The sequence below is a fragment of the Rahnella aceris genome, assembly GCF_011684115.1.
Classification (GTDB): Bacteria; Pseudomonadota; Gammaproteobacteria; order Enterobacterales; family Enterobacteriaceae; genus Rahnella; species Rahnella aceris.
The window spans coordinates 292,346-314,658 of sequence record NZ_JAADJV010000003.1 but is presented as its reverse complement, the minus strand read 5'-3'; the positions used below and the strand labels follow the sequence as shown (position 1 = coordinate 314,658).

The 22,313-nt window shown below is 53.1% G+C and carries 19 protein-coding genes; 8 read left to right on the top strand and 11 right to left on the bottom strand.

From position 1 onward, the window contains the following. Positions 1-3 precede the first annotated feature (3 nt). The 5 genes from GW591_RS16915 to GW591_RS16895 all read right to left on the bottom strand — a co-directional run bounded on the left by GW591_RS16915 (position 4) and on the right by GW591_RS16895 (position 5,452). Complete coding sequence (locus GW591_RS16915; RefSeq protein ID WP_166861041.1) at positions 4-1,353, bottom strand: SrfA family protein; 1,350 nt, start codon at positions 1,351-1,353, stop codon at positions 4-6. A 209-nt stretch (positions 1,354-1,562) separates the two neighbouring features. Continuing rightward, positions 1,563-1,970, bottom strand: a complete 408-nt coding sequence (locus tag GW591_RS16910) for a hypothetical protein (protein WP_013577740.1) — start codon at positions 1,968-1,970, stop codon at positions 1,563-1,565. 243 nt (positions 1,971-2,213) lie between these two features. Continuing rightward, positions 2,214-3,104, bottom strand: coding sequence for a dihydrodipicolinate synthase family protein (locus GW591_RS16905; protein ID WP_112197988.1), 891 nt, complete (start codon positions 3,102-3,104; stop codon positions 2,214-2,216). Between the two features lie 50 nt (positions 3,105-3,154). Beyond that, positions 3,155-4,600: a DHA2 family efflux MFS transporter permease subunit gene (locus tag GW591_RS16900; protein WP_013577738.1), complete on the bottom strand. Its 1,446-nt coding sequence runs from the start codon at positions 4,598-4,600 to the stop codon at positions 3,155-3,157. A gap of 129 nt (positions 4,601-4,729) precedes the next feature. After that, on the bottom strand, positions 4,730-5,452 hold the full coding sequence (locus tag GW591_RS16895; protein WP_112151367.1) for a 2-phosphosulfolactate phosphatase: 723 nt from the start codon (positions 5,450-5,452) through the stop codon (positions 4,730-4,732). A gap of 140 nt (positions 5,453-5,592) precedes the next feature. Here GW591_RS16895 and GW591_RS16890 point away from each other — a divergent pair, with 140 nt between their 5' ends. Beyond that, positions 5,593-6,516 (top strand): DMT family transporter, encoded by a 924-nt coding sequence (locus GW591_RS16890; protein ID WP_013577736.1) that lies wholly within the window; start codon positions 5,593-5,595, stop codon positions 6,514-6,516. A 20-nt stretch (positions 6,517-6,536) separates the two neighbouring features. Here the strand turns inward: GW591_RS16890 and GW591_RS16885 are convergent, their stop codons facing one another. Both GW591_RS16885 and GW591_RS16880 read right to left on the bottom strand, forming a co-directional pair. Beyond that, the gene (locus tag GW591_RS16885) at positions 6,537-7,784 is read right to left on the bottom strand and encodes an LVIVD repeat-containing protein (RefSeq protein ID WP_013577735.1); all 1,248 of its coding nucleotides are present in this window, start codon (positions 7,782-7,784) and stop codon (positions 6,537-6,539) included. Positions 7,785-7,793: 9 nt separating this feature from the next. Continuing rightward, positions 7,794-8,861 (bottom strand): sugar ABC transporter substrate-binding protein, encoded by a 1,068-nt coding sequence (locus tag GW591_RS16880; protein ID WP_112151368.1) that lies wholly within the window; start codon positions 8,859-8,861, stop codon positions 7,794-7,796. 221 nt (positions 8,862-9,082) lie between these two features. Between GW591_RS16880 and GW591_RS16875 the strand changes: the two genes are divergently transcribed. Beyond that, positions 9,083-10,165 carry an oxidoreductase gene (locus GW591_RS16875; RefSeq protein ID WP_013577733.1) on the top strand — a complete coding sequence of 361 codons (1,083 nt, stop codon included), beginning with the start codon at positions 9,083-9,085 and terminating at the stop codon, positions 10,163-10,165. A 51-nt stretch (positions 10,166-10,216) separates the two neighbouring features. Here GW591_RS16875 and GW591_RS16870 read toward each other — a convergent pair whose 3' ends face one another. From GW591_RS16870 to phoC, 4 genes are all read right to left on the bottom strand, one after another. Further along, positions 10,217-10,528, bottom strand: coding sequence for a hypothetical protein (locus GW591_RS16870; RefSeq protein WP_013577732.1), 312 nt, complete (start codon positions 10,526-10,528; stop codon positions 10,217-10,219). Continuing rightward, positions 10,506-11,030, bottom strand: coding sequence for a DUF2778 domain-containing protein (locus GW591_RS16865; protein WP_013577731.1), 525 nt, complete (start codon positions 11,028-11,030; stop codon positions 10,506-10,508). The genes GW591_RS16870 and GW591_RS16865 overlap by 23 nt, the downstream gene beginning before the upstream one ends. Before the next feature lie 12 nt (positions 11,031-11,042). Further along, positions 11,043-11,534, bottom strand: a complete 492-nt coding sequence (locus GW591_RS16860; RefSeq protein WP_112197991.1) for an Hcp family type VI secretion system effector — start codon at positions 11,532-11,534, stop codon at positions 11,043-11,045. Between the two features lie 168 nt (positions 11,535-11,702). Then, positions 11,703-12,440: an acid phosphatase PhoC gene (gene phoC / locus GW591_RS16855; protein WP_013577729.1), complete on the bottom strand. Its 738-nt coding sequence runs from the start codon at positions 12,438-12,440 to the stop codon at positions 11,703-11,705. A 296-nt stretch (positions 12,441-12,736) separates the two neighbouring features. Between phoC and GW591_RS16850 the strand changes: the two genes are divergently transcribed. The 6 genes from GW591_RS16850 to mgtA all read left to right on the top strand — a co-directional run bounded on the left by GW591_RS16850 (position 12,737) and on the right by mgtA (position 22,287). Beyond that, the gene (locus GW591_RS16850; protein ID WP_119262285.1) at positions 12,737-13,717 is read left to right on the top strand and encodes a VirK/YbjX family protein; all 981 of its coding nucleotides are present in this window, start codon (positions 12,737-12,739) and stop codon (positions 13,715-13,717) included. A 386-nt stretch (positions 13,718-14,103) separates the two neighbouring features. Continuing rightward, the gene (locus GW591_RS16845; RefSeq protein ID WP_014416485.1) at positions 14,104-15,669 is read left to right on the top strand and encodes an MFS transporter; all 1,566 of its coding nucleotides are present in this window, start codon (positions 14,104-14,106) and stop codon (positions 15,667-15,669) included. Between the two features lie 86 nt (positions 15,670-15,755). Then, complete coding sequence (locus GW591_RS16840; RefSeq protein WP_119262286.1) at positions 15,756-17,924, top strand: right-handed parallel beta-helix repeat-containing protein; 2,169 nt, start codon at positions 15,756-15,758, stop codon at positions 17,922-17,924. A gap of 68 nt (positions 17,925-17,992) precedes the next feature. After that, positions 17,993-18,673: an oligogalacturonate-specific porin KdgM family protein gene (locus GW591_RS16835; RefSeq protein WP_013577725.1), complete on the top strand. Its 681-nt coding sequence runs from the start codon at positions 17,993-17,995 to the stop codon at positions 18,671-18,673. Between the two features lie 345 nt (positions 18,674-19,018). Beyond that, positions 19,019-19,264, top strand: coding sequence for a hypothetical protein (locus tag GW591_RS16830; protein ID WP_014416483.1), 246 nt, complete (start codon positions 19,019-19,021; stop codon positions 19,262-19,264). Positions 19,265-19,572: 308 nt separating this feature from the next. Then, on the top strand, positions 19,573-22,287 hold the full coding sequence (mgtA, locus tag GW591_RS16825) for a magnesium-translocating P-type ATPase (RefSeq protein ID WP_166861039.1): 2,715 nt from the start codon (positions 19,573-19,575) through the stop codon (positions 22,285-22,287). Positions 22,288-22,313: the final 26 nt, after the last annotated feature.

Here is a 22,313-nt window from a genome sequence, read left to right as displayed (position 1 = left end):
CTGTTATTTACCTTCACGCTTAATGGTCATTGGGTAAACCGTGTCGCCGGTATAGCGACCCTGACACACGGCAGCGCCAGTCGCGCCCTGAGTACAACTGATTTCCGGCATCTGATAACGGGAACCGTCGCTGCATTTCGCCCGGTAACGGCTGTTAATCACCAGATTTCCTGATTGCATCAGACCGGCATTTGCCACCGTGCGGCAGGTCACGCCCGCGCCGTAGGTAATTTTTACCGTACCCTGACCCTGTTTAAACTGATAACGCAACACCGGCGGTTTACCGGTAACCGGATCTTTGATATCCACCACCACATTCCAGTTACCGTTGAGAAATTTGGTCGAGCCGATTTTTACCGCATCAGGTGGCATCACTAAGGCATTTTTGCTGACAGGCACAGCCGGTACAGCAGCGACCGGTGTTTTTTCCACTTCCGCGACGGGCTCCGGAGAAGGCACCACCACGGCGGCCGGTGCGACCGGTAACGGTGTCGGTTCCGGCGTCTTCACTTCGGGGGATTTCACTTCTGTAGCCACCAGTGGCGGGGCAATCACCGCCGGTTCCGTTGTCGCAGCAGGTTTCGGCGCTTCGGTCTTCGCGGTTTCAACTTTTGGCGCAGGCGTACGGGAATATAACCAGCCTGCGGCAGAACCGGCGACGACCAGCGCCGCGACCGGCAGTGCCCAGATCAGCGGAGATTTTTTACGGCGCGGGGTCGCAACCGGTTCCGGCGCCGTAACTTCCTGTTCAGCCGCGCGGGCTTCAATGGTTTTAATTACCCGCACAGGTTCCGGCTTTTCAATGACCGGTTCCGGCGCTTTGATTTTTTCTGCTGCCAGCGACAGCGCTGGCAGGGGTTCATCGGCGGTCAGCGTATTGCGCAGCGCCGCAAAAGGATCAGGATTACTGACGCTGTCGAGGCTCAGGAAGCCCCAGAAGGTCAGTACAGGCTGCCCTCCGACCAGATACACATGGTTTTGATCCGGAAAACGGAAGGCTTTTTCCAGTAACGAGCCAAAAAACTGTGTGGCGGGTTTCTCAGAAGATTTTGCCGCTTTGCTGATTTGCGACACGGTGTCGAGACAGTTCTCGAGCTGGCGCAAAGCCGATGCGCGCGCGGTATCTGTGGCAGCGGCCCAGGAAACGACTTTACCTTCACGGGGGGAATACCAGTCGAGGCGGTCACCGGCCTCATTAAGCTGCGGGATCGCCAGACAGTCGGCAATCACCGGTTGTTTACGCAGACGTAAGGTTTCGCGTAATTGCAGGGCTGATGCGTAAACCGGTAGCCCGTTTTCGCCCAGTGCAAGGATGTCATTGAGACTGCCACTGCGTAAAAATGATTTTGCCACGCCTGAATAGCCTTTATGTGTTTTGCTCCGCGCCAGCGCGCAGGCAGAAAAGGTTCATGATGCTGCCACTTTAGGCGATTTAAGCGAAATCAAACGGGTGAATAAGCGATAAAAAGGGTGGCTGTTTGTGGCGTGGAGCGCGAGGCAAAAGAGGGGAAACCCGTACGGGGGCAAAACGCACTGTCAGCCCCCATGTGGTCGTCAGAAAATTACAGGTGGAAGTTATCGTACAGATGGCGTTCTATCGCCATCAGTTTGTTACGGTCATAATGACCAAAAAACAGCGGCCCGCCAATGGCGTTGATCGCAGCGCCACTGGCTGTGATCGCCGCCGATTTAAAATCACCGGCTTTTATCGCCCCCGCAGTATCACGTGCAAATACCCGGGCTTCTGAAAGTGAAGCCGATGTTTCGTAAAGGCGTCCGTTTGTCACCGCAGTAATATTGCGTGAGATGCTTTGGTACGCCTGCTCCGAAATACCGACATTGGCCTCGCGCAGCATTCTGTTAACGCAATACACCGCCTGCGCGTAAATCGAGAACTTGGTGGTTCTGATTATTTGTTGCTCAAGCTGCCCTCTGCGAAAGAGTCCCTGACCATTATCACCGTATGGCATTATCATTCCTTTTGACTTTCAGTTAAAAACAAACCTCTCCGCGCGGCGGAAAATAGCCTTTCAGCCGCGACGCATAATAATAGAAAGCGATTTATTCCGACCCCTTAAAATCAGAAAAAAGTGATATGACGCAAGGATAAAACGGCAGGGTAACACGCTGTAAGATAATGACATTCACGCTGTGAATGTCATTAGATTTAGAAAGGAACTTAATTAATAATCCACCCTGTTTCAGGCAGTTTTTCAGTGCTGAAATAAGGTATCAAGCACGGAAGTAAGATGCTGACGGGCATCGGCCGACAACGACTGAAGCGGTAACGGCAGACAAGGGGCCGATACCAGGCCAAGAATTTCCGCTGCGGCGGCCACAACGCGCAGGCTGCCGTGCTGACGGAACAGCGCCCAGAGCGGCTCTAACTGAGCAGACAGTGCCTGCGCAGTCTGCGCATCGCCTTTTTGCGCCGCGCGGGTGATCGCCAGCGGAATTTCCGGGAACAATCCGGCAATGACGGAGTACCAGACATCGCCGCCTTGCGTCAGCACCGTGGCGGCCGCCAGATCGCCCGCCGCGCCAAGTGTCACATGAGAAGGGACAAGTCGACGGAGTTGGTCAAGCCGTTTACGCGTGACGAGCGGATCCGCTGAAAGTCCGGGAATTTTGATACTGCCCACATGCGGCAACTGCGCGATACGTCCGTAAAGCTCATCGGTGAAATCGAAATGCGTGGTGGCCGGATTGTCGTAAACACACAACGGCACGGAAAGATGTCGGCTGACGGTTTCATACAGCGTAAACACTTCATCTTGCGTCAGTTTCTGATACGACACCGGTGCCAGCAACACGGCGCTGACGCCTGCCCGCTGGGCATCTTCTGCAAGATGCAATACATCGGAAGTCCGCACCGAGCCGATACTGACCATCACCGGAATACCATTGGCGTGTTCTACTGCCAGCCGCGCAACGCGGTCGCGTTCACTGTGCTTCAGATAGGCATAACTGCCCGTCGAGCCGAGCGCACCAATGGAGTCCACACCCGCACTGACCAGCCGTTCCATCAGCCTGACAAAAGATTTCTCATCAATACCTTTTTCAGTCAGCGGCGTAAGAGGAAAAGCACTTAATCCTGTGAACATCGGGTTCTCCCGTAAGGGTTAATTAACACGACTCATCATAGAGCAGCGATTCACTTTTTGCCCGAAACGGAGGAACCGGCATCCGGTTTCAGGCGCAACATATCCAGCCAGCCGATCAACGTCAGCACAGCAATAACCACGAAGGAGATTTTGAAACTCATGCCGGGCACAGACGCCCAGTCCAGCGCATCAACCAGTTGTTCACCAAGACGGGTACCGAGCGCGCCGACGGTAATCCCAAGCCCGACAGACAGTTGCAATACCGTGCTAAACAGGGTATTGGCATCGGCCATTTGTTTCGCAGGCACGTCGGAAAACGCCAGCGTGCTGATGCCGGTGAACTGCATCGAACGGCTCAGGCCGCCGAGAAACAGCAATACCATCACCAGCCAGTCAGGCGTGTCAGGCGTAAGAAACGCGCAGAACAACAGCGAGAAAACGCTCAGCAGACCGTTAACCACCAGCACCGGGCGAAAACCGAAACGACGGATCAGCGGCGTAGTGGCCGGTTTCATCGCCAGATTACCGGCAAATACCGCCAGCACCAGCAAGCCGGCATGGAAGGGATCCATGCCAAATCCGACCTGCAACATCAGCGGCAGCAGGAACGGCACGGCGCTGATGGTCACGCGAAACAGAGAACCGCCCCCCATACTGATACGAAACGTCGGAATGACTATCGCCCCGAGATGAACCATCGGTTCGGGGTCGCGATAAAGATGCCGGATAGCCAGCACCGAAAGCACCACTCCCGTCACCAGCAACAGTATGGCGGCGGTCCATAAAATGTGGTCCTGACTGATCAGCTCCAGACCGGTCACCAGCGAAAGCATCGCCAGACCGGTCAGTACAAACCCCGGTTTGTCGAAATGCTTCGGCTCCGCGGAAGGTTCCTGCGGAAACAGACGCCATGCCAGCATCATCGCGATAATCCCGAGCGGCACATTGATATAGAAAATCCAGTGCCACGAGGCGTAATGGGTAATAAACCCGCCGAGCGGTGGCCCGAGGATTGGCGCGACCAGCGCAGGCCAGGTCAGGGTGGCAATAGCTTTAATCAGCTGCGGCTTCGGCGTCGTTTTCAACACCGTCAGACGCCCGACCGGCACCATCAACGCGCCGCCGATCCCCTGAATAATACGCAGAATGATAAATTCACTGACGCTGGAGGCCATTGCACAAAACAGTGAGGCCAGCGTGAAAACGCCGAGCGCAAACGTGAACACGTTGCGGGCACCAAAACGCTCCGCCGCCCAGCCGCTGGCAGGGATCAATACCGCCAGCGTGAGCATATAGGCGCTCATCCCGGCATTCAGATCAACAGCAGATACCCCGAAAGAAATCGCCATTTGCGGCAGTGCGGTGGCTATCACCGTACCGTCGATAAACTCCATGAAGAAAGCAGCGGCAACCAATAAAGCAATAACGGAGATCCCGGTATTAACTGCGGAATCTCCCTGCGGATGTTCTGACGCATCCGGTTTACTGTGGCTCATTGTGTTCTGTCCCGGAAAAACCCACTCGCTACACGCTGCAGCAAAAGATAGATGATAAGTATTAAACCTATCACACACCTTTATACGGGTTATAGATCAAATGAAGATCAAAAAGAGCGATTTTTACGCTTAGTCGGCCGACGTGAAAAAATCATCCTGCAACTGACAAGCGAAATCACTGACATCTTCCTGCAGACACAGCGCAACATCAGCAGCAAAACCGCGTCGGGTGAGTTCGCGTGCTGAGCCGCAATCTGCAAGTTCTGCAAGCGTCAGGTTTTGATAAACCGTCTGCGCCGCGCGGGCTTCTGCTGACAACTGACGATTGCGCAGCCGTGAAATCAATCCCCCCGCAGCGACCAGATCTTCAAGCGCCGGGCGAAGACTATTGTCCGGCCATTTTTCACCGGCGGGGATCACCAGAATGCGTGGATACTTTTCACAGGCACGCGCCGTGGCGGTGAGATTGCGCAAGCAGGCGGTGAAAATCGCAGCATTGTGTGTTTTGGCTTGAAAGGTCAGCGCCGATCCGTTCGGCGAAGGCAATACCAGCCGCGTTCCGCTAACCATTTCCTGCAGAGAGCAGGGCGAAAGGGTGAACCCCGGCCCCTGAAAACGCCGGTCAAATTGCGCGCACTGCGCATTCCGCTCAGCGGCATATTGCTGCGCGCTGGCATCCTTCCACGGATACGGAAACACCGTTCCACCGCGCGCGGTGGCGATACTCACGCAGGTAGAAAACGACATGACATCAATAATCACGATGCAATCGGCATCTGCCGCCAGATGCTCCACCGCCTGCGCGCCCCATTCCAGACGCACGTCAAAATCAGCTTGTGAGAAATCAGTCATTACAGCGCCTTCATCAGAATTACAAAGCAAGAAAAAGAGGGTTTTTCGGGCGGAACATTCACTACACTGATTAACACGTTTTAGTTATTCGCCTGCATCAATAAAACAAGACATCAGACAATGTTCAATAGGGGATGTGAATGAAAAGTGGGGATTATTGCCGATTGCTACTGCTGGCGGCGATCTGGGGTGGCAGTTTTCTGTTTATGCGCGTGGCGGCTCCGGCGTTCGGTGCCATCAATACGGCGTTTCTTCGCGTACTGTTCGGATTTGTCGGACTGGTCGTGATCCTTGCGGTACTGAGAACGCCGCGTGATTATCAGCATAAATTTGGCCGCTCGCTGCTGCTCGGGGTGATCAACTCCGGTTTGCCTTTTCTGATGTATTGTCTGGCAGCACGTTGGTTACCCGCCGGTTATTCCGCCATTCTCAACGCCACTACGCCGCTGATGGGTGTCGTGCTCGGCGGTTTATTCTTTCATGAAACCGTGACGCTGAAAAAAGCGCTCGGTGTACTCACCGGCCTGTTCGGCATTACCTTGCTCACCACCACCGGCAGCGCGGAATCGGTGCCGCAATTACTGGCGGGCGTCATTGCCTGCCTGGTGGCAACCGGCTGTTATGCAGTGGCTGGTTTCCTGACACGACGCTGGATCAGCGAACGCGGCGGGTTGGATCCCAAACTGGTGGCGACCGGTAGCCAGCTCGGCGCGACACTGTTCCTGTTGCCCTTTTTCCTTTATACCTCGGCTACCGAAGCGCCGGTGACCTGGGCGCAACCGCTGGTCTGGCTCTGTGTGCTGGCCGTCGGGTTTATCTGTACGGCATGGGCGTACATTCTGTATTTCCGCCTGATAGCCGATATCGGCCCGCTGCGCAGCATGACCGTGACATTTCTGATCCCGCCGTTCGGTATTCTGTGGGGTTATCTGCTGCTGAATGAAACGCTGTCAGAAGGTTTTTTTGCGGGCGGCATTCTGATTTGCGTGGCGGTGTGGCTGGTCCTCAGTCCGGGCAAGTCAGTGGCAGGAAAAACAAAAACGCCCGCACCCGGAACCCGATAAGTTCACAGGCGGGCAAGGGATCAGCCGAGATATTCGATAATGGATAATCCGCCGTTATAGTCGGTGCTGTAGATAATTCCCTGCGCATCGACAAACACGTCGCAGGACTGAATCACCTGCGGCCTGCCAGGACGTTTATCCATCATGGTAACGGGCGCAGCGGGCACCAGCGCACCGGTTTCTTTCGGCTGGTACGGATTGCTGATGTCGTACGCACGTACACCCGCATTCTGGTAGGTCGCGAAAATCAGCGTTGAACTGATAAAGCTGCCCGGCCGGTTTTCATGCAAATTGTGCGGCCCGAAATGCGCCCCTTTGCTGACGTAATCCCGTTCCTCCGGCTGCGGAAAGGTCGAAATACTCACCGGATTCGACGGCTCGCGCACGTCAAACAGCCAGATCAACTTCTCGCCATCTTCCTGATTATCCAGCACTGCCTCGTCGAGCACGACCAGCAAATCCCGGTCCGGCAACGGCAGCGCGGTATGCGTGCCGCCGCCAAATGGCGGGCTCCAGTTGCGGTGAGCAATCAGTTGTGGCGCGCTGCGGTCTTTGATATCCAGCAACGTCAGGCCCCCGTCACGCCAGCTGGCATATGCCGTATCCCCGCTGATAATGGCATGGTGCAGCGCATAACGTTTACCTTCCGGCCAGTCCGGCGTTTCACCGCCTGCGGTATGCATCCCCGGCAGCCACCAGCGTCCGGCGACCTGCGGATTGCGCGGGTCGGCCAGATCAATCGTCAGGAAAATATAATCGCTGTAGCCATCAATCAGGGCTGAAACGTACGCCCAGCGCCCGCCGACATACCAGATGCGATGTACGCCGATACCTTCCAGCGCGAGAAAGCTGATTTCTTTTGGTTGATCGGGCACCGAAATATCAAAGATACGCACACCGGCGCTCCAGCCACGCTGCTGCGTACCCTGAACCGTCTCGCTGACGGAGCGGGTGTAATAGACTTTTTCATCGGCGAAGCGGACATCCGCGAACAAATCGCGGGCGTTGATCACCAGCAGCAAATCGTCATGCGCCTGCAGATGCACATTCCAGGTGCCCGGCGGTGCCGCCACAAAACCGGCAGGGCGCGGATTTTTGGCATCACGCACATCCACAATGGAGAAACCCTGCGACACCATGTGGCCGATATACGCGTAGCCACGATGGACCATTACCTGTACGCCGTCAGGTTTTCCGCCCTGATCGCTGTGGCCGATCAGTCGCATATTACGACTGTATTCCGGGGTCGGGAGAGATTGCGTTGTCATAGTCCGGCCTTATTTTTTGTGCTGCGCTTCAAGGGTTGCGAACCACGGCGCGATGAAATCATCAGATTTGCCCCAGCCCGGAATCACTTTCGCCAGCGATGCGACGTTCACGGCATCAGGGTTGCTTGTCAGCAACGCCTGCGGGATAGCCGAGGCTTTGAATTCATAAGTCTCTGGCGTTTTTTCACCGGCAATTTTGTTAGCGACCAGACGCAGGTTGATCGCGCCGATCAGTTTCGGATCCACCGCCACGCTGAGTTTCCACGGGCTGTTGGCCGCACGCATCAGACCGATATCCTGATTGGAAATATCGATGCTGTAGAGTTTGATTTCAGTGCGGCCATTCTCCTGCAAGGCTTTATACGCCCCCTGACTGAAGGCATCCCAGGTGCCCCAGATCGCGTCGATTTTTCCTTTCGGGTATTTCGCCAGCAGCGCGCCGATTTTATTGGCGGTATCGCCCTGAACATCCGACGACACGGCGCCGACCGATTCCAGCTCATGAATGCCAGGATGGGCGGCTAATACTTTTTTATAGGCATCCTGACGACGTTCCATCGGCGGGAAACCGGCCACCCACAGTTTGACGATATTGGCTTTACCGTTGAAATCTTTTACCAGTTGCCCGACGGAAAGATCGGTGAGCGAGGCGTCATCCTGTTGCGTGACCGTCACGCCGGGAATATCGCCGTTCACCGCCGTATCGAACACGGATACCGCAATGCCGCTGGCGGTAATACGTTTCAGCAAATCGGTGGAATACGGGTCACGCCCCTGCGACAAAATAATACCGTCGTATTTCTGGCTGATGGCCTGATTGACGAAATCCTGGAATTTCGCGTCATCGCCGTTACTGAGGAAAGTACTCACCTGAAAGCCCAGTTTGCGGCCTTCCTGAATGGCGCCGGACACAAACTGCGTGGTGTTGTCATCTGAGCCCAGATTGCGGATCACCGCTATGCGGACCGGCCCTTTATGATCGGCAATGGCTTTCGGCACCGGTGCAGTATCTGCGGCGAAAGATGGAAAAACGGAGAGCAAACTTAACGCCAGTAACGACGCGGAGAACAGTTTCATGTTTATTACCCTGTGTGGTTAATCATCATTTAACGGGAGGACAATTCACGCGAGCCCTTTGTGCAGGCTTTTATAGTGGGTTAATGAATTGATTGTCCGAGTTTTCATGACCGGGTAACACTTGGCAACGAACGAAAAGGCATAAGTTAATGCCAAAGAGTATTAGCCATCCGGATGTCCGGGCGTAGGATGTTAACAGCTTCTAAATTAAGGATTTCCCCATGAGTGATACAGATATCCGTGTGGTTACCGGCCCTGCCAACTACTTTTCTTCCCCCGGTGCCATCGACCGGCTGGCGCAGTTTTATACGCCGCAACAACTGGATAACGCGCTGTGGATTTACGGCGAGCGTGCACTAGTGGCTGCGCAAGATTTCCTGCCGCAAGCGTTTACTGCCCCGCAGGCGAAGCGTGTGTTGTTCGCGGCACATTGCAGCGAAACTGAAGTACAGCGCATTGCGCATATCGGCGGCAATGACCGGCAGGTGGTGATCGGCATCGGCGGCGGTGCGGTGCTGGATACCGCCAAAGTGGTGGCGCGTCGTCTGGGATTGCCGGTAGTGGCCATTCCGACCATTGCCGCGACCTGTGCGGCCTGGACGCCATTGTCTGTGTGGTATAACGACGAAGGGCAGGCGCTGCGTTACGAAATATTCAACGACGCCAACCATCTGGTGCTGGTCGAACCGCGCATTATTCTGCGCGCACCGAAGGAATATCTGCTGGCCGGGATCGGCGATACGCTGGCGAAATGGTACGAAGCGGTGGTACTCAGCCCGCAGCCGGAAAAACTGCCCTTAACCGTGCAGCTCGGCCTGAATACCGCGCTGACCATTCGGGATGTGTTGCTCAACGAAAGCGAAGCGGCATTACAGGCGCAGGACGATAATCAACTGACGCAGCCATTCCTCAATGTGCTCGACGCCATTATTGCGGGCGGCGGATTAGTGGGCGGGCTGGGCGACCGGTATACGCGTATCGCAGCGGCGCATTCGGTGCATAACGGCCTGACCGCGCTGCCCCAAACTGACGCCTTCCTGCACGGCACCAAAGTCGCTTACGGCATTCTGGTGCAAAGCGCGCTGCTCAATCAACCGGAAGTGGTGCAGCAGTTAACCGCGCTGTACAAAGTGCTGGATCTGCCGGTCAGTCTGGCGCAGTTGCAGGTGGATATTCATGATGAGAAACAGCTTTCCCGACTGATTGAGCGCACGCTCCAGCCCGGAGAATCCATTCATCTGTTGCCGGGAAACCCCAACGCCGAACAACTGCGTCTGGCATTTGAGTTTGTTGAGAATAAATAAGGTATCGGGGTCTTTAATTCCCTGAACAGAAAAACCCGGCATCAGCCGGGTTTACTTTATATTTTTACGTTTAACGACCTTAATGCCTGCCTTCACAATTGCCTCAATCATAACCATTATCAACAAGGTTGGAATTAATCCTGTGACGGAGAGCAACACGACAAAAATATCATCCTGCAATCCAGGCCATGGGGGGGCTCCGTAATCTGGTTTCATCAGTTGATCAAAATAATCCGCGATGGCTATCGATTTGATGTATTCATAATCAATCAGCCAGCCGGGGAAGGGCGACAGCAGGTAGTAATCTATAAAAATAAAAAGCGCCAGCCGCACCGCTATCTTACAGAATAAGGCATGGCGCATTCATATCCCCCGTAACTTCGATTTCTCCATATGCCTTCAGATGTATGATTGGGATGTCTCTAGTGTGCGAATTCAACAACGCGCTTCTGAGCTTGTCAAAATCGGCATGATACATGAATGTTAAACACCCATCTGATACGCCGGTACCATCCGGTCGCAATGGATGCAAACGGAAACTTCTGCGCAAGGTCTCACCGATATAAGTTGAATCATCAATCAAGCCATCTTGTCGATACAGGGCAAACCAAGATGAGTAATCATTACCCGTGCGAATATGCTTTTCGTACTCCTTTAATCTCGACCTCACTCCCCCTCTGGGGCGGTCAACAATCCAGTATTTACCCGTCGGAATTGGCCCATTCTCATTACCTCCACAACCTATTCTGTTTGTGTGCGGGAATAAGCCTGAAAATACAGGAAAGATCCCAACCCCAGCACAATAAAGTTTTGCAATTTTTCCACTCTCATAAAGGCGATTAAAATCCACTCTGCATGAAATCATCCCTGTCTCCGTTTATGCGTAAATGCTGGAGTTCCACTGATCGGTAAAACTGATATGTCCGTCGAGGTACAACCATGTAATTTTCTGATACCCAAGGCCAATGGACTCCGTGGGCATACTGGCCTGTCCGTCAGCTTGTTTGAAATTGTGCATATGTGGATTGATGTTAAGTATACGCACGCCTTCCATTGTCATATTCAAAAACTCTTCCTCCATACCAGCCGCATTAATGCGATACCATTTAATCACCGCCTTTTGCAGCTTTTCGCTGGTGGCGACGGCACGGTAGAGGTAGGGAGTAGATTTATCGAACTCTTTTACAAGTCCCATGGTTTGATGAACACGGGTAGATGTCAGCCGACCGGTATTGCCATCGAAGGGTACGGAAAGACCATGCGTGAAGCTTTGAATCTCGATCGCGCCTTCACGGCTTAAAACCTCAGAACTGCCATAAAGTAGTGCGCCATTTGCATCGTATAGCCAGAGATATGCGGGGCTAGCCATAATGAAACTCCTTTTTAAAATGAGGAATGACGTTATGCCTGCGAAGGGGAGTTAACAATTAGTGACCGTTGCAAAAAAGCAATTTTCAGAAATTTAGTATCAATGAGAGATGTGGCATTACAGACTCCCCGGCTTTTACGAAGATCAGGCCGGGGAGGCCAGCAATATTTACGGATGCTGCTTCGCAAACTCTTCTTTGGCTTTTTGCAACTGTTGCTGGAAAGCAGAGTTGGTATGCAGGGTTGCCACTACTGCGGAACCGACGATGCGCGCGGCATCGACATCACTTTGCCAGTGGTAGCCGCAAATTACCCGGCTCTGACCTAAATCGAAACCGCGTTGCAGGATTTGGTCCTGGCGCTGCGGGTTAATTTCGGTCAGCACCAGCGCGGTGGCCCAGCCAATTGAGGTGTGGCCGGAAGGATACGAACCGTTTTTCGACAGTTTATCCTGCTCGGTGGTGTTACAGGTCGGCACGCCGTAGAAGGCAAACGGACGAATGCGCATGTACTTTTCTTTGGCGGAACGCGTCGCCAGATCACCTGCATCTTCAATCATATTGGTCAGCAGTTTGTGCAGTTCCGGGGTGTCTTTGGCGGTGATTGGCGAACCAAAGGCACCGGAGAAGGCGTTCGCGACACCACCCGCACTCAGGTTGGCATCTTCTGCCGCCAGTTTGCCACGTTCAGTTGAGCGCAGCAGACGACCCTGTTCATACATGGCCTGATCGTTCAAAAAAGCAATACTGCCCACTGCGGGTGGTGGCGGAAGCAGCGCCAGACTGTTAATCGCCTGATCGTTTTTTAAGTAGTAGAGGTCTGGTTTGGTGGTCGCATCGTTGCCGGTCAGGGCAAACGCATTGACAGTGAAAAGACTGGCGAGGCAAAAAGTAGTAATAATTTTCATCAAAGTTTCCTTACAACTGCTGAATGATCATCACGAATTCATTTTCGTAACATTTCCCAACATTTCTAAGTTAACCAAATTCTGTGCAATAGCGTTTGTATGATGTCCGAAAACGAGAAACTCATCACGCATATCAATAGATATCAGGCAGTGAGACTGCTTTCAGTCACCCCGGATAAACGGCAGCTAAACGGCCCGCACTTATTCCGACAACCTCGCTTCTCTTTAAAACCACGTTGTAAAGAGGTTTAAAAATTGGGTGATACCGTGATTATTTCAGGCATCGGAAATAGATCATGGAACACATCCCTCTCAATGAAACCGAATCACTCAGCGAAGCGTATCCCGTTGAACACACCATTAAAAAAACCAGCGGATTCAGCCTGTTTGTCGATCTTCTGAGCGGAACGTGCGTGCCGGACACCCTGTGGCGCGACCGGATGTTCCGGGTCAAATACGCCGTGCGCACCTTACTGCATCCGCTCGATACCCTGAAGGTGTTGAATAAGATGGCTGCTGAGCCGGTCTGGCAGGAAGCTTTCACCGTACAGACCAAATTGCCGAGTAAAATTCATAAGCCGTATCTGCACCTCGGTTTACATTCTGCCGGACGTGCTGATGCACTGGTTGATCACTATACATTCGTCAAAAACCTGGAAAACGTCCGCCTGCGCAATACTTTTCTGAGCGCAACCGGCAACACCATCACCCGGTTCACCGGCAAAGACGGTGAAGCTTTCCAGGTGGTGCTGGGTTCCATCGGCAAATCTGAGCGCGAAGGCGAGGCCAACATGTTCCTTTATATGGAGGACACGCTGCTTGCGGCGCTGACGTTTAGCATTGTGAAACGTCCGCAAGGGAGGACACTGATTATCGGCGGCTTCCAGGGGGCACATCGCTCAACGCCACATGAAGTGATTAAACAGGCGACCAAATCCTGTTACGGGTTGTTCCCGAAACGCCTGCTGCTGGAAAGCCTGCAACGTGTCGCGGCCGAAACCGGCGTACAGCGCATTCTTGCGGTCAGCGATACCGGCCATGTGTTCCGCAGCCTGCGCTACCGTCACCGCAAGAAAAACGTATTTGTCGCCAGTTATAACGAATTCTGGGATTCCATCAGCGCCACGCCCGCGTCTTCAGCCTTATATCACGTACCACTGGAACTGCCGCGCAAACCGATGGAAGAGATTGCCAGCAAGAAACGTTCCGAATACCGCAAGCGTTATACCTTGCTTGATGAATTGCATGAGAGCACAGCGTCTTTACTGAACGCCTGACCTCAGATTTACCCGTAAATCACCCGCTGTATCAGGGGCCAGGGAACGGCCTTTTGTTCAGTCCCCCCAACGCTTATGCCTGACCTTCAACGAAAATTCTGATACGGATGTAAAATTCCCGCATGGGTTAAGTGGCGGTTTTGTAGAGCAATAGTCAGTTAATCATTCGATTTAAAACTAATACGATCTGAACCATCTCGTGAATTGTGTATTTTTGATGGTGAGGAATGTTACACGTATCGCAAAATCTTATCGCCAGCCGCCCCCTGCTGTTTTAAATGTGATGTTATTCACATCTATTCATTCATCCCGCCTATATAAAACGTCATCTCTATAAAAACAAAACACCGGTTCATTTTATAAATATCTCTCTGGGCGGATAACCTATGAACGCAGAAAAACCTATTTTATTTAAACATCAGCTGGCGTATGGCGGCGGAAATCTGTTGGGCAGCGGTGCACTGGCGATTGCCGGGATCTGGCTGCTGTACTTCTACACCACATTTTGTGGCCTGACGCTGCTACAGGCATCGGCGATCTTCTCCGTCGCCAGCATCATCGATGCCATCAGTAACCCGCTGATGGGTTATCTCTCGGATAACTTTGGTAAAACACGCCTCGGCAAACGTTTTGGCCGCCGCCGTTTCTTCATTTTACTCGGCGTGCCACTGATGATGTTCTATCCGTTGCTGTGGGTTGAAGGCTTCGGATTCTGGTATTACCTCTCGACTTACGTGATGTTCGAGCTGATTTACACCTCGGTGATGGTGCCGTATGAAACGCTCGCGACCGAAATGACTACCGATTTCTCCGCCCGTTCAAAACTGACCGGCTATAAAGCGATTTTCGGCAAAGTAGCGAACTTCCTCGCCGCGTTCATTCCGGGCCAGTTCATTCTGATCTACGGCAAAGACTCCGCGCAGCCGTTTTTCTACACCGCACTGACGTATGGCGTGATCTTGTTTATCGCCCTGGGTATGTTGTATCTCTCTTCCTGGGAACGCCCGGTAGAAGAAACCACGCCGGTCGATGAGAAGAAAATGACCCTCGGCAAAACCATGCTGACGCTGGTTCGCGACATGAAATCGACATTCCACCTGCGTGTGTTCCGTAAGCATCTGGGCATGTATCTGTGTGGCTTCGGGGCAGAATGGCTGTTTGCTTCCGTTTTCACCTACTTCATCATTTTCGTGCTGCAATATGATCCGACGATGGTTGCCGGCCTGAGCAGCCTGAACTCGATGCTGCAACTGTTCTCTACCGCGATATTTATCGGCATCTGCGTCAGGCACGGGTTCAGCAAGCCTTACATTCTGGCGCTGGGCATCGTGATTTTCTCGGTCATTTGCTACAGCCTGCTGCACGTCCTGCATCTGCCGCAGCAATATGCCACAGCGGCCATGCTGACTATCACGGTCATCTTCGGTATCGGTACCGGCGGCGTGTATTACATTCCGTGGACGGTTTATACCTTCCTGGCGGACATTGACGAAGCCTTCACCGGTCGTCGCCGCGAGGGGATTTACGCCGGTGCGATGACCTTCTCCGGCAAACTGATGCGCTCGGTGATTGTTTTCGTGATGGGTGCCATTTTGAGCTTCTACGGCTTCCAGTCTAAATCTCATACCCAGCCTGAAAGTGCGGTGATGGCGATTGCGCTGGTGTTCTGTATCGGTGTTATTGCGCTGGCGCTGATGGCTATCGTGTTCAGTAATCAGATGAAACTGAACCGCAAAACTCACCTTGTGGTGCTGGGCGAAGTAGCACGTATCAAAGCGGGCGGGCAGATTAGCCAGGTTCAGCCGGAAGTACGGGCGGTGATGGAAGAACTGATTGGTTATCCGTATGAACAGTGCTGGGGTAACAGCGTCGTCTGCCGCAAAATTTTCGATACGCCTGCCGTTGAGGTCACCGAACCCAAACCGATGGTGAGTACCACACAACAACCTTAACACCTGATTTAACTCTATTTTTCCACTTTTCCGACTGGCCGGGTCACCGGCCAGTGACCCCTCACGTTTTTAGGATAAGAACGATTATGTGGGCATCAAAATTTGTCATTGTCGCGCTGTCCCTCGGAATGAGCGTACAAAGCCTGGCCGCTGCATTGCCGGATACCGGCAAACTGGTCTGGCACAGCATCACATTTGGTCAGTCAACCGACGTCAATTTCGCCACCAACGTTCTGCCGGAGAAAATCGGCATGAACGAAACCTTACTGGCAGATGGCAAAGCAGTTCCGGCGGCGGGCACCGTGCTCAGCACGCCGTTCACACTCGAAAGCCGTGGCGGCAAAGTCGGTAACAGTCACGACGGCTTAACTTATTTCTATACACGCTTACCGGCGGAGGTGAATTTCCAGCTTGAAGCGGAGATCACACTCAACCAGTTCGGGCCGGAAAATGGTGCGAAACCCGCCGGGCAGGAAGGGGCCGGATTACTGGTACGCGATATTCTGGGCAATCCGCGTGAGCCGGTGACCAAACCGGGCATTGAGGAGTTACCGGCAGCATCAAATATGGTGATGAACAGCGTCATGGCCATCGGCGATAAACCGCCGGTGCTGGCGATGATTGCCCGTCAGGGCGTACAGCAACCCTGGGGAAATACAGGCATCAGCATGGTACGTGAAAGCTATCATCCGCTGAGTACGCCAGCCCGTTTTTCGCTGCGACTGACCCGCACGGACAACGGTTTTACCGTCGCCTATGCGCCACAAGGCAGTGATCAGTGGGTAAGCAAATCCGTGCAGCGCGCGGACAGCGTGACACAACTGGATAAAACCGGGTATTACGTCGGTTTTTTCGCCTCACGCAATGCCAAAATGACGGTAGATCACGCAAAGCTGACACTCAGCGAAGCGCATACTCAGCCCTCTGCGCCGTATGTGACACCGTCACTTAATGCGCGTATTGAGGTGATGTCATCGCCGGTCATTACCCGCCGCGACAGCGTGTTCCAGTTACGTACTAACGGTGACGGACAGGTGCAGGTTGTTCAGAATGGCAAACCGCTGTTGCCGCAAAAAGCGGTACGCGGTGGTGAAGTGGTCGCCGTTGCGTTTCATGCTGAACAACCGGTGACAGCGCTGAAAATAACCTACACACCGGCAGACGGCAAACCGGTGACGCAGGAATTTGCGGTGAGTATGGCGCTGGTCAGCAATCCTGACCAGTTGTATGTTTCACCGGCTGGCGCGGCAGGTAATGACGGCTCGGCTGAACATCCGCTGGATTTTAACAGTGCCGTTAATCTTTTAGCACCGGGCGGCACGCTGTGGCTGAAAGAGGGTGATTATCCGGAAAGCGTGATCCCGGCAACCGCCAGCGGCACCGAAAAAAACCGGAAAACCCTGCGTTCCCAGGGCGACAACGTAGTGTTTAACGGCCTGACACTCAATGCCAGCTACTGGAATATTCAGGGCATTACCGTTACGCAAAAAAGCTTTCATATTGCCGGAAGCTATAACCATATCGACCGCGTTAAGGCGCATCACGCCGATGATACCGGCATCTGGGTGGCATCGCCGGACGGCATCGGGCGGGCATTATGGGCCAGCCATAATCTCATCAGCAATGCTGAATCCTGGGGAAATCAGGATCCGGGGCGCAAGAACGCCGACGGATTTGCCGTCAAAATGCGCGTGGGCGAGGGTAACCGGCTGGTGAACTGTTATTCCCACGACAACATTGACGATGGTTTCGACCTGTTCAACAAAATCGAAGACGGCCCGAACGGCAGTGTGACCATTGAGCACAGCCTGTCAGTGAACAACGGCAGCAATGGCTTCAAACTGGGTGGTGAAGGATTACCGGTCAGCCATGTGGTGCGTCACAACGTCGCGGTAGGCAACGGCATGGACGGCTTTACCGACAACTTCAATCCGGGTGCGCTGGTTATCGAAGACAACCGCGCAGTCGATAACAAACGCTTCAACTTCCTGTTCCGGCCTTCGCCATACACCACGGCTGACAAGCAGGGCACTTTTAAGGACAACATTTCGCTGCGCACCACCGCAGGAAAGTATGACGATGCCGTGACCGGTAATGTGGATAACAGTAATTATTTTTACGCTGACCACAAAACGGTGAATACAAAGCATCAGGAAATTAAACCGGGAGATTATATTTCTCTGCGGTTGCCGGATCCGATTACCCGTCTTTCAGACGGCGGATTTAATTACGCTGACTTTTTGAAAAACAAATAAAGCGGCGTTATTAACAGTCAATACTTTATATAAAACAATACTACTCAATATCTCTGGGACTTATAAAAATGAAAAATAGCAGACTGATGATCTGCGGTTTACTGCTGGCCAGCGCCAGCAGTCAGGCCGTCACAATTGACCTTCGCCACGAATGGCTCGATGACAGTAAACAACATAAAGACAGGGCGCTGGTCTCCCACCGCTTCGCCAACGGGTTCGGTTTCTCGCTGGAGGCCAAATGGAAATCCGGCGGCGACAATGAGAATAAACCCTTTAATAATCTGGTAGATAATGGTACAGAAAGCACCATCAGCTATCAGGTTAAAGTGACGCCAGAAGTGTTCGTCCAGCCGGGATTCACGCTGGAGTCCAGCTCTGACAGCAGTATCTACAAACCATTTTTAACTGCGGGATATACCTTTGACAGCGGCATTTATTTCAATGCCCGTTATCGTTATGAATATACCCGTTATACCAAAGAAAATACCGAAGACCGTAAAACCAATCGCGGCGAAATATGGCTGGGTTACCGTCTGGCAGACTGGCGATTTGAATATAACTATATTTATAAACACAGCGATCAGATCCTGTATGACAACGACAAATGGGATTATGAGCAGGATTTAAAGGTCGCGTATAATATTAACAAGCAATGGACGCCTTATGCCGAGATCGGTGATGTTTCGGTCAGGAAAACCACCGACGAAAGGCAAACCCGTTTACGCCTGGGGATCCAATATAATTTCTGACGTTATCACATTACGGTGTGACGTCTGTCAGCCGGTCAGCGCATGCTGTCCGGCTATTTCCTCACTGAAATATAAACGAAACATATTAAGCAGTTTTTGCGGGTTGACAATAATAGGGCGCATGGGTAAATTGCACGAGCCGGAAGTAGCGGCCTTTATTAACTTTACATAAGAGACTAATGGACACTGTAACCAGTAACTTGCCGGATGACGCTGAAATAGCGCACCGGAACAGTAAACATAAAATCGATTGTGATCATTTCACCGTTTGGGTGCGCCTCACCAGAGCCTGATGCTCTGGTGTAATCTCACCTCAACCTGAATGTCACGGTCCCGAGGTGTGTTATGAAGTTCAAATCTACCCTTTTTTCTGATGTCAAAACCCTGACATCCATTTTGCGTGTACGCCCGTCCCGCGACCGGACGCTGGCTGCGCATAAGAAAGACTCTCCATCCATTTTTTCTTCTAAAATCAGCAGGGTGAACGCACGCATCACCACATGGCGTGTCAGCCCTGTCACCGGTCAACTGGAGCAACGTTGCATCGTTTCTGACAGCGAAGAACCCCAAAGTCGGTTATCCCTCATCTGATTCAGTCCCGGCATTACGCTGCGCTGAACATCGTCCTGACTGATGCCTGACGGCACTGTCTTTTTATTATCCGCGAAATAGAAATTCTTCGCGTAATAAAAAACACAGAAAAGTTACGCGTCAATAAAAGACACACTATCGGTTTCACTCTGTTTAGGCCCTTTTTAATTAAAGGATAATAAACGGCGGGGAATTCTGCGCGATATGAATTTAATACCGATCACTGAAATGACGTGAAGGGTTTTTACTGCCTGAAATAACAGGCGACATTATTCCCCTGCACGTTATCCGGTGACAGGAGCACCACCATGACTGTACAAAACAACAATACACTCGAAAGAAAAACAGCAGAAAGAAAGAAACAGGCGCTCTCCATGCGCGCGGCTCAGGAAGCCAAAAATGGCATCGACGTGACGCTGATTAATGTTAATGCCAGCCGCGCGGGCCTCACGCATGGTGAAGCGGCGAAACGGCTGGAGAAAGAAGGCTACAACGAAGTGGCACACGACAGGCCACCTCACGCGCTGGTTCAGTTAATCAAAGCATTCAACAACCCGTTTATTTATGTGCTCGCCGTGCTGGCGATAATCAGCTTCTTTACCGATTACTGGCTGCCGCTGCGCGCCGGAGAAGAAACGGATCTGGTGTCGGTTTACATCATTTGCGCGATGGTCGGCCTCAGCGGGCTGGTGCGTTTCTGGCAGGAATACCGTTCGGCAAAATCCGCCGAAGCGCTGAAAGCCATGGTTCGCACCACTGCCACCGTGTTGCGCCGCGACATGCCGGGCAGGCAGGGCAAACTGTGTGAAATCCCGATGCGTCAGTTGGTGGTCGGTGACATCGTGCAGCTTTACGCCGGGGATATGATCCCGGCCGATGTGCGGCTGATCGAATCCCGTGACTTATTTATCAGTCAGGCAGTGCTGACCGGTGAAGCGTTGCCGGTCGAAAAATACGACACGATGGGCGATGTTGCCCCTAAATCGGCCAGCGCCCTCAATGAGGAAAACGAAAACCTGCTGGATATTCCCAACATCTGTTTCATGGGCACCAACGTGGTCAGTGGCACCGCGCAGGCGGTGGTCGTGGCGACCGGCGCACGGACGTATTTCGGATCGCTTGCCAAAGCCATTGTCGGTACCCGCGCTCAAACGGCCTTTGATCGCGGCGTGAACAGCGTCAGCGGGTTGCTGATCCGTTTCATGCTGGTAATGGTGCCGGTGGTGTTCCTGCTCAACGGCATGACTAAAGGTGAATGGTGGGATGCGCTGCTGTTCGCGGTGGCGGTAGCCGTGGGTCTGACGCCGGAAATGCTGCCAATGATCGTCAGCGCCAATCTGGCGAAAGGCGCAGTGGCAATGGCGAAGCGCAAAGTGGTCGTAAAACGCCTGAACGCTATCCAGAACCTTGGCGCCATGGACGTGCTGTGTACGGACAAAACCGGCACGCTGACGCAAGATAAAATCATTCTTGAGCACCACATCGATACGCACGGTCAGAACAATGATTCCGTGCTGCAACTGGCGTGGCTGAACAGTTTTCATCAGAGCGGCATCAAAAACCTGATGGATCAGGCGGTGATTTACTTCTCCGAAAACACACCGGGCTTCGTCAGGCCGCAGGGCTACCGCAAGGTCGATGAAATGCCGTTCGATTTTATCCGTCGTCGCCTGTCGATCGTGGTGAAGGATCCGCTGGAGAATCACCTGCTGGTGTGCAAAGGCGCGGTGGAAGAAATGCTCAGTATTTCCACCCATATGCATGAAAACGGCAAAGTGGTGGCACTGAATCCTTCACGTCGTAACGCGTTACTGGCGATGGCCAACGACTACAACCAGGATGGCTTCCGTGTGCTGGTGGTGGCGACCAGGACGATCCTGAAAGCCGACGTCAAAAAACAGTATGGCACTGACGATGAGCATGATCTGATCATCAGCGGATTCCTGACCTTCCTTGATCCGCCGAAAGAATCTGCGGGTCCGGCGATTGCCGCACTGCGTGATATCGGTGTGACGGTGAAAGTGCTGACCGGCGATAACGCCATCGTGACCAGCCGTATCTGCCGTCAGGTCGGTCTGGAGCCGGGTGAACCGTTACTCGGCTCGCAGGTTGAACGCCTCGATGATGCCTCACTGCGCCAGCTGGTGGAAGAACGCACGGTGTTTGCCAAGCTGACGCCGCTGCAAAAATCCCGCGTGCTGAAAGCGTTGCAGGCCAACGGCCACACTGTCGGATTTTTGGGCGACGGGATCAACGACGCGCCTGCGCTGCGGGATGCTGATGTCGGCATTTCCGTCGACAGCGGCACCGATATCGCCAAAGAGTCAGCCGATATTATCCTGCTGGAAAAAAGCCTGATGGTGCTGGAAGAAGGCGTGCTGAAAGGGCGCGAGACTTTCGGCAATATCATGAAATACCTCAATATGACGGCCAGTTCTAACTTCGGCAACGTGTTCTCTGTGCTGGTCGCCAGTGCGTTTATTCCGTTCCTGCCGATGCTGGCGATTCATTTGCTGCTGCAAAACCTGATGTATGACATCTCACAGCTGGCTCTGCCGTGGGACAAAATCGACAAGGAGTTCCTGAAAAAACCGCGTAAGTGGGACGCAAAAAACATCGGCCGCTTTATGGTATGGATTGGCCCGACCTCATCGATTTTCGATATGACCACCTTTGCGCTGATGTGGTTTGTGTTCAGCGCCAACAGTGAATCGATGCAGACGCTGTTCCAGTCTGGCTGGTTTGTGGAAGGGCTGCTGTCACAAACACTGGTGGTGCATATGCTGCGCACCCGGAAGATCCCGTTCATTCAGAGCACTGCCGCCTGGCCGGTGATGCTGATGACCGGTCTGGTCATGGCGGTCGGTATCTACGTGCCGTTCTCTCCGCTCGGACCGATTGTCGGATTGCAGGCGCTGCCGTGGGAATACTTCCCGTGGCTGGCCGGTACGCTGCTGGCTTACTGCTGCGTGGCACAAGGTATGAAAACGATTTATATCCGCCGTTTCAAACAGTGGTTCTGATCTGCTGAACTGTTATACGCAGAAAC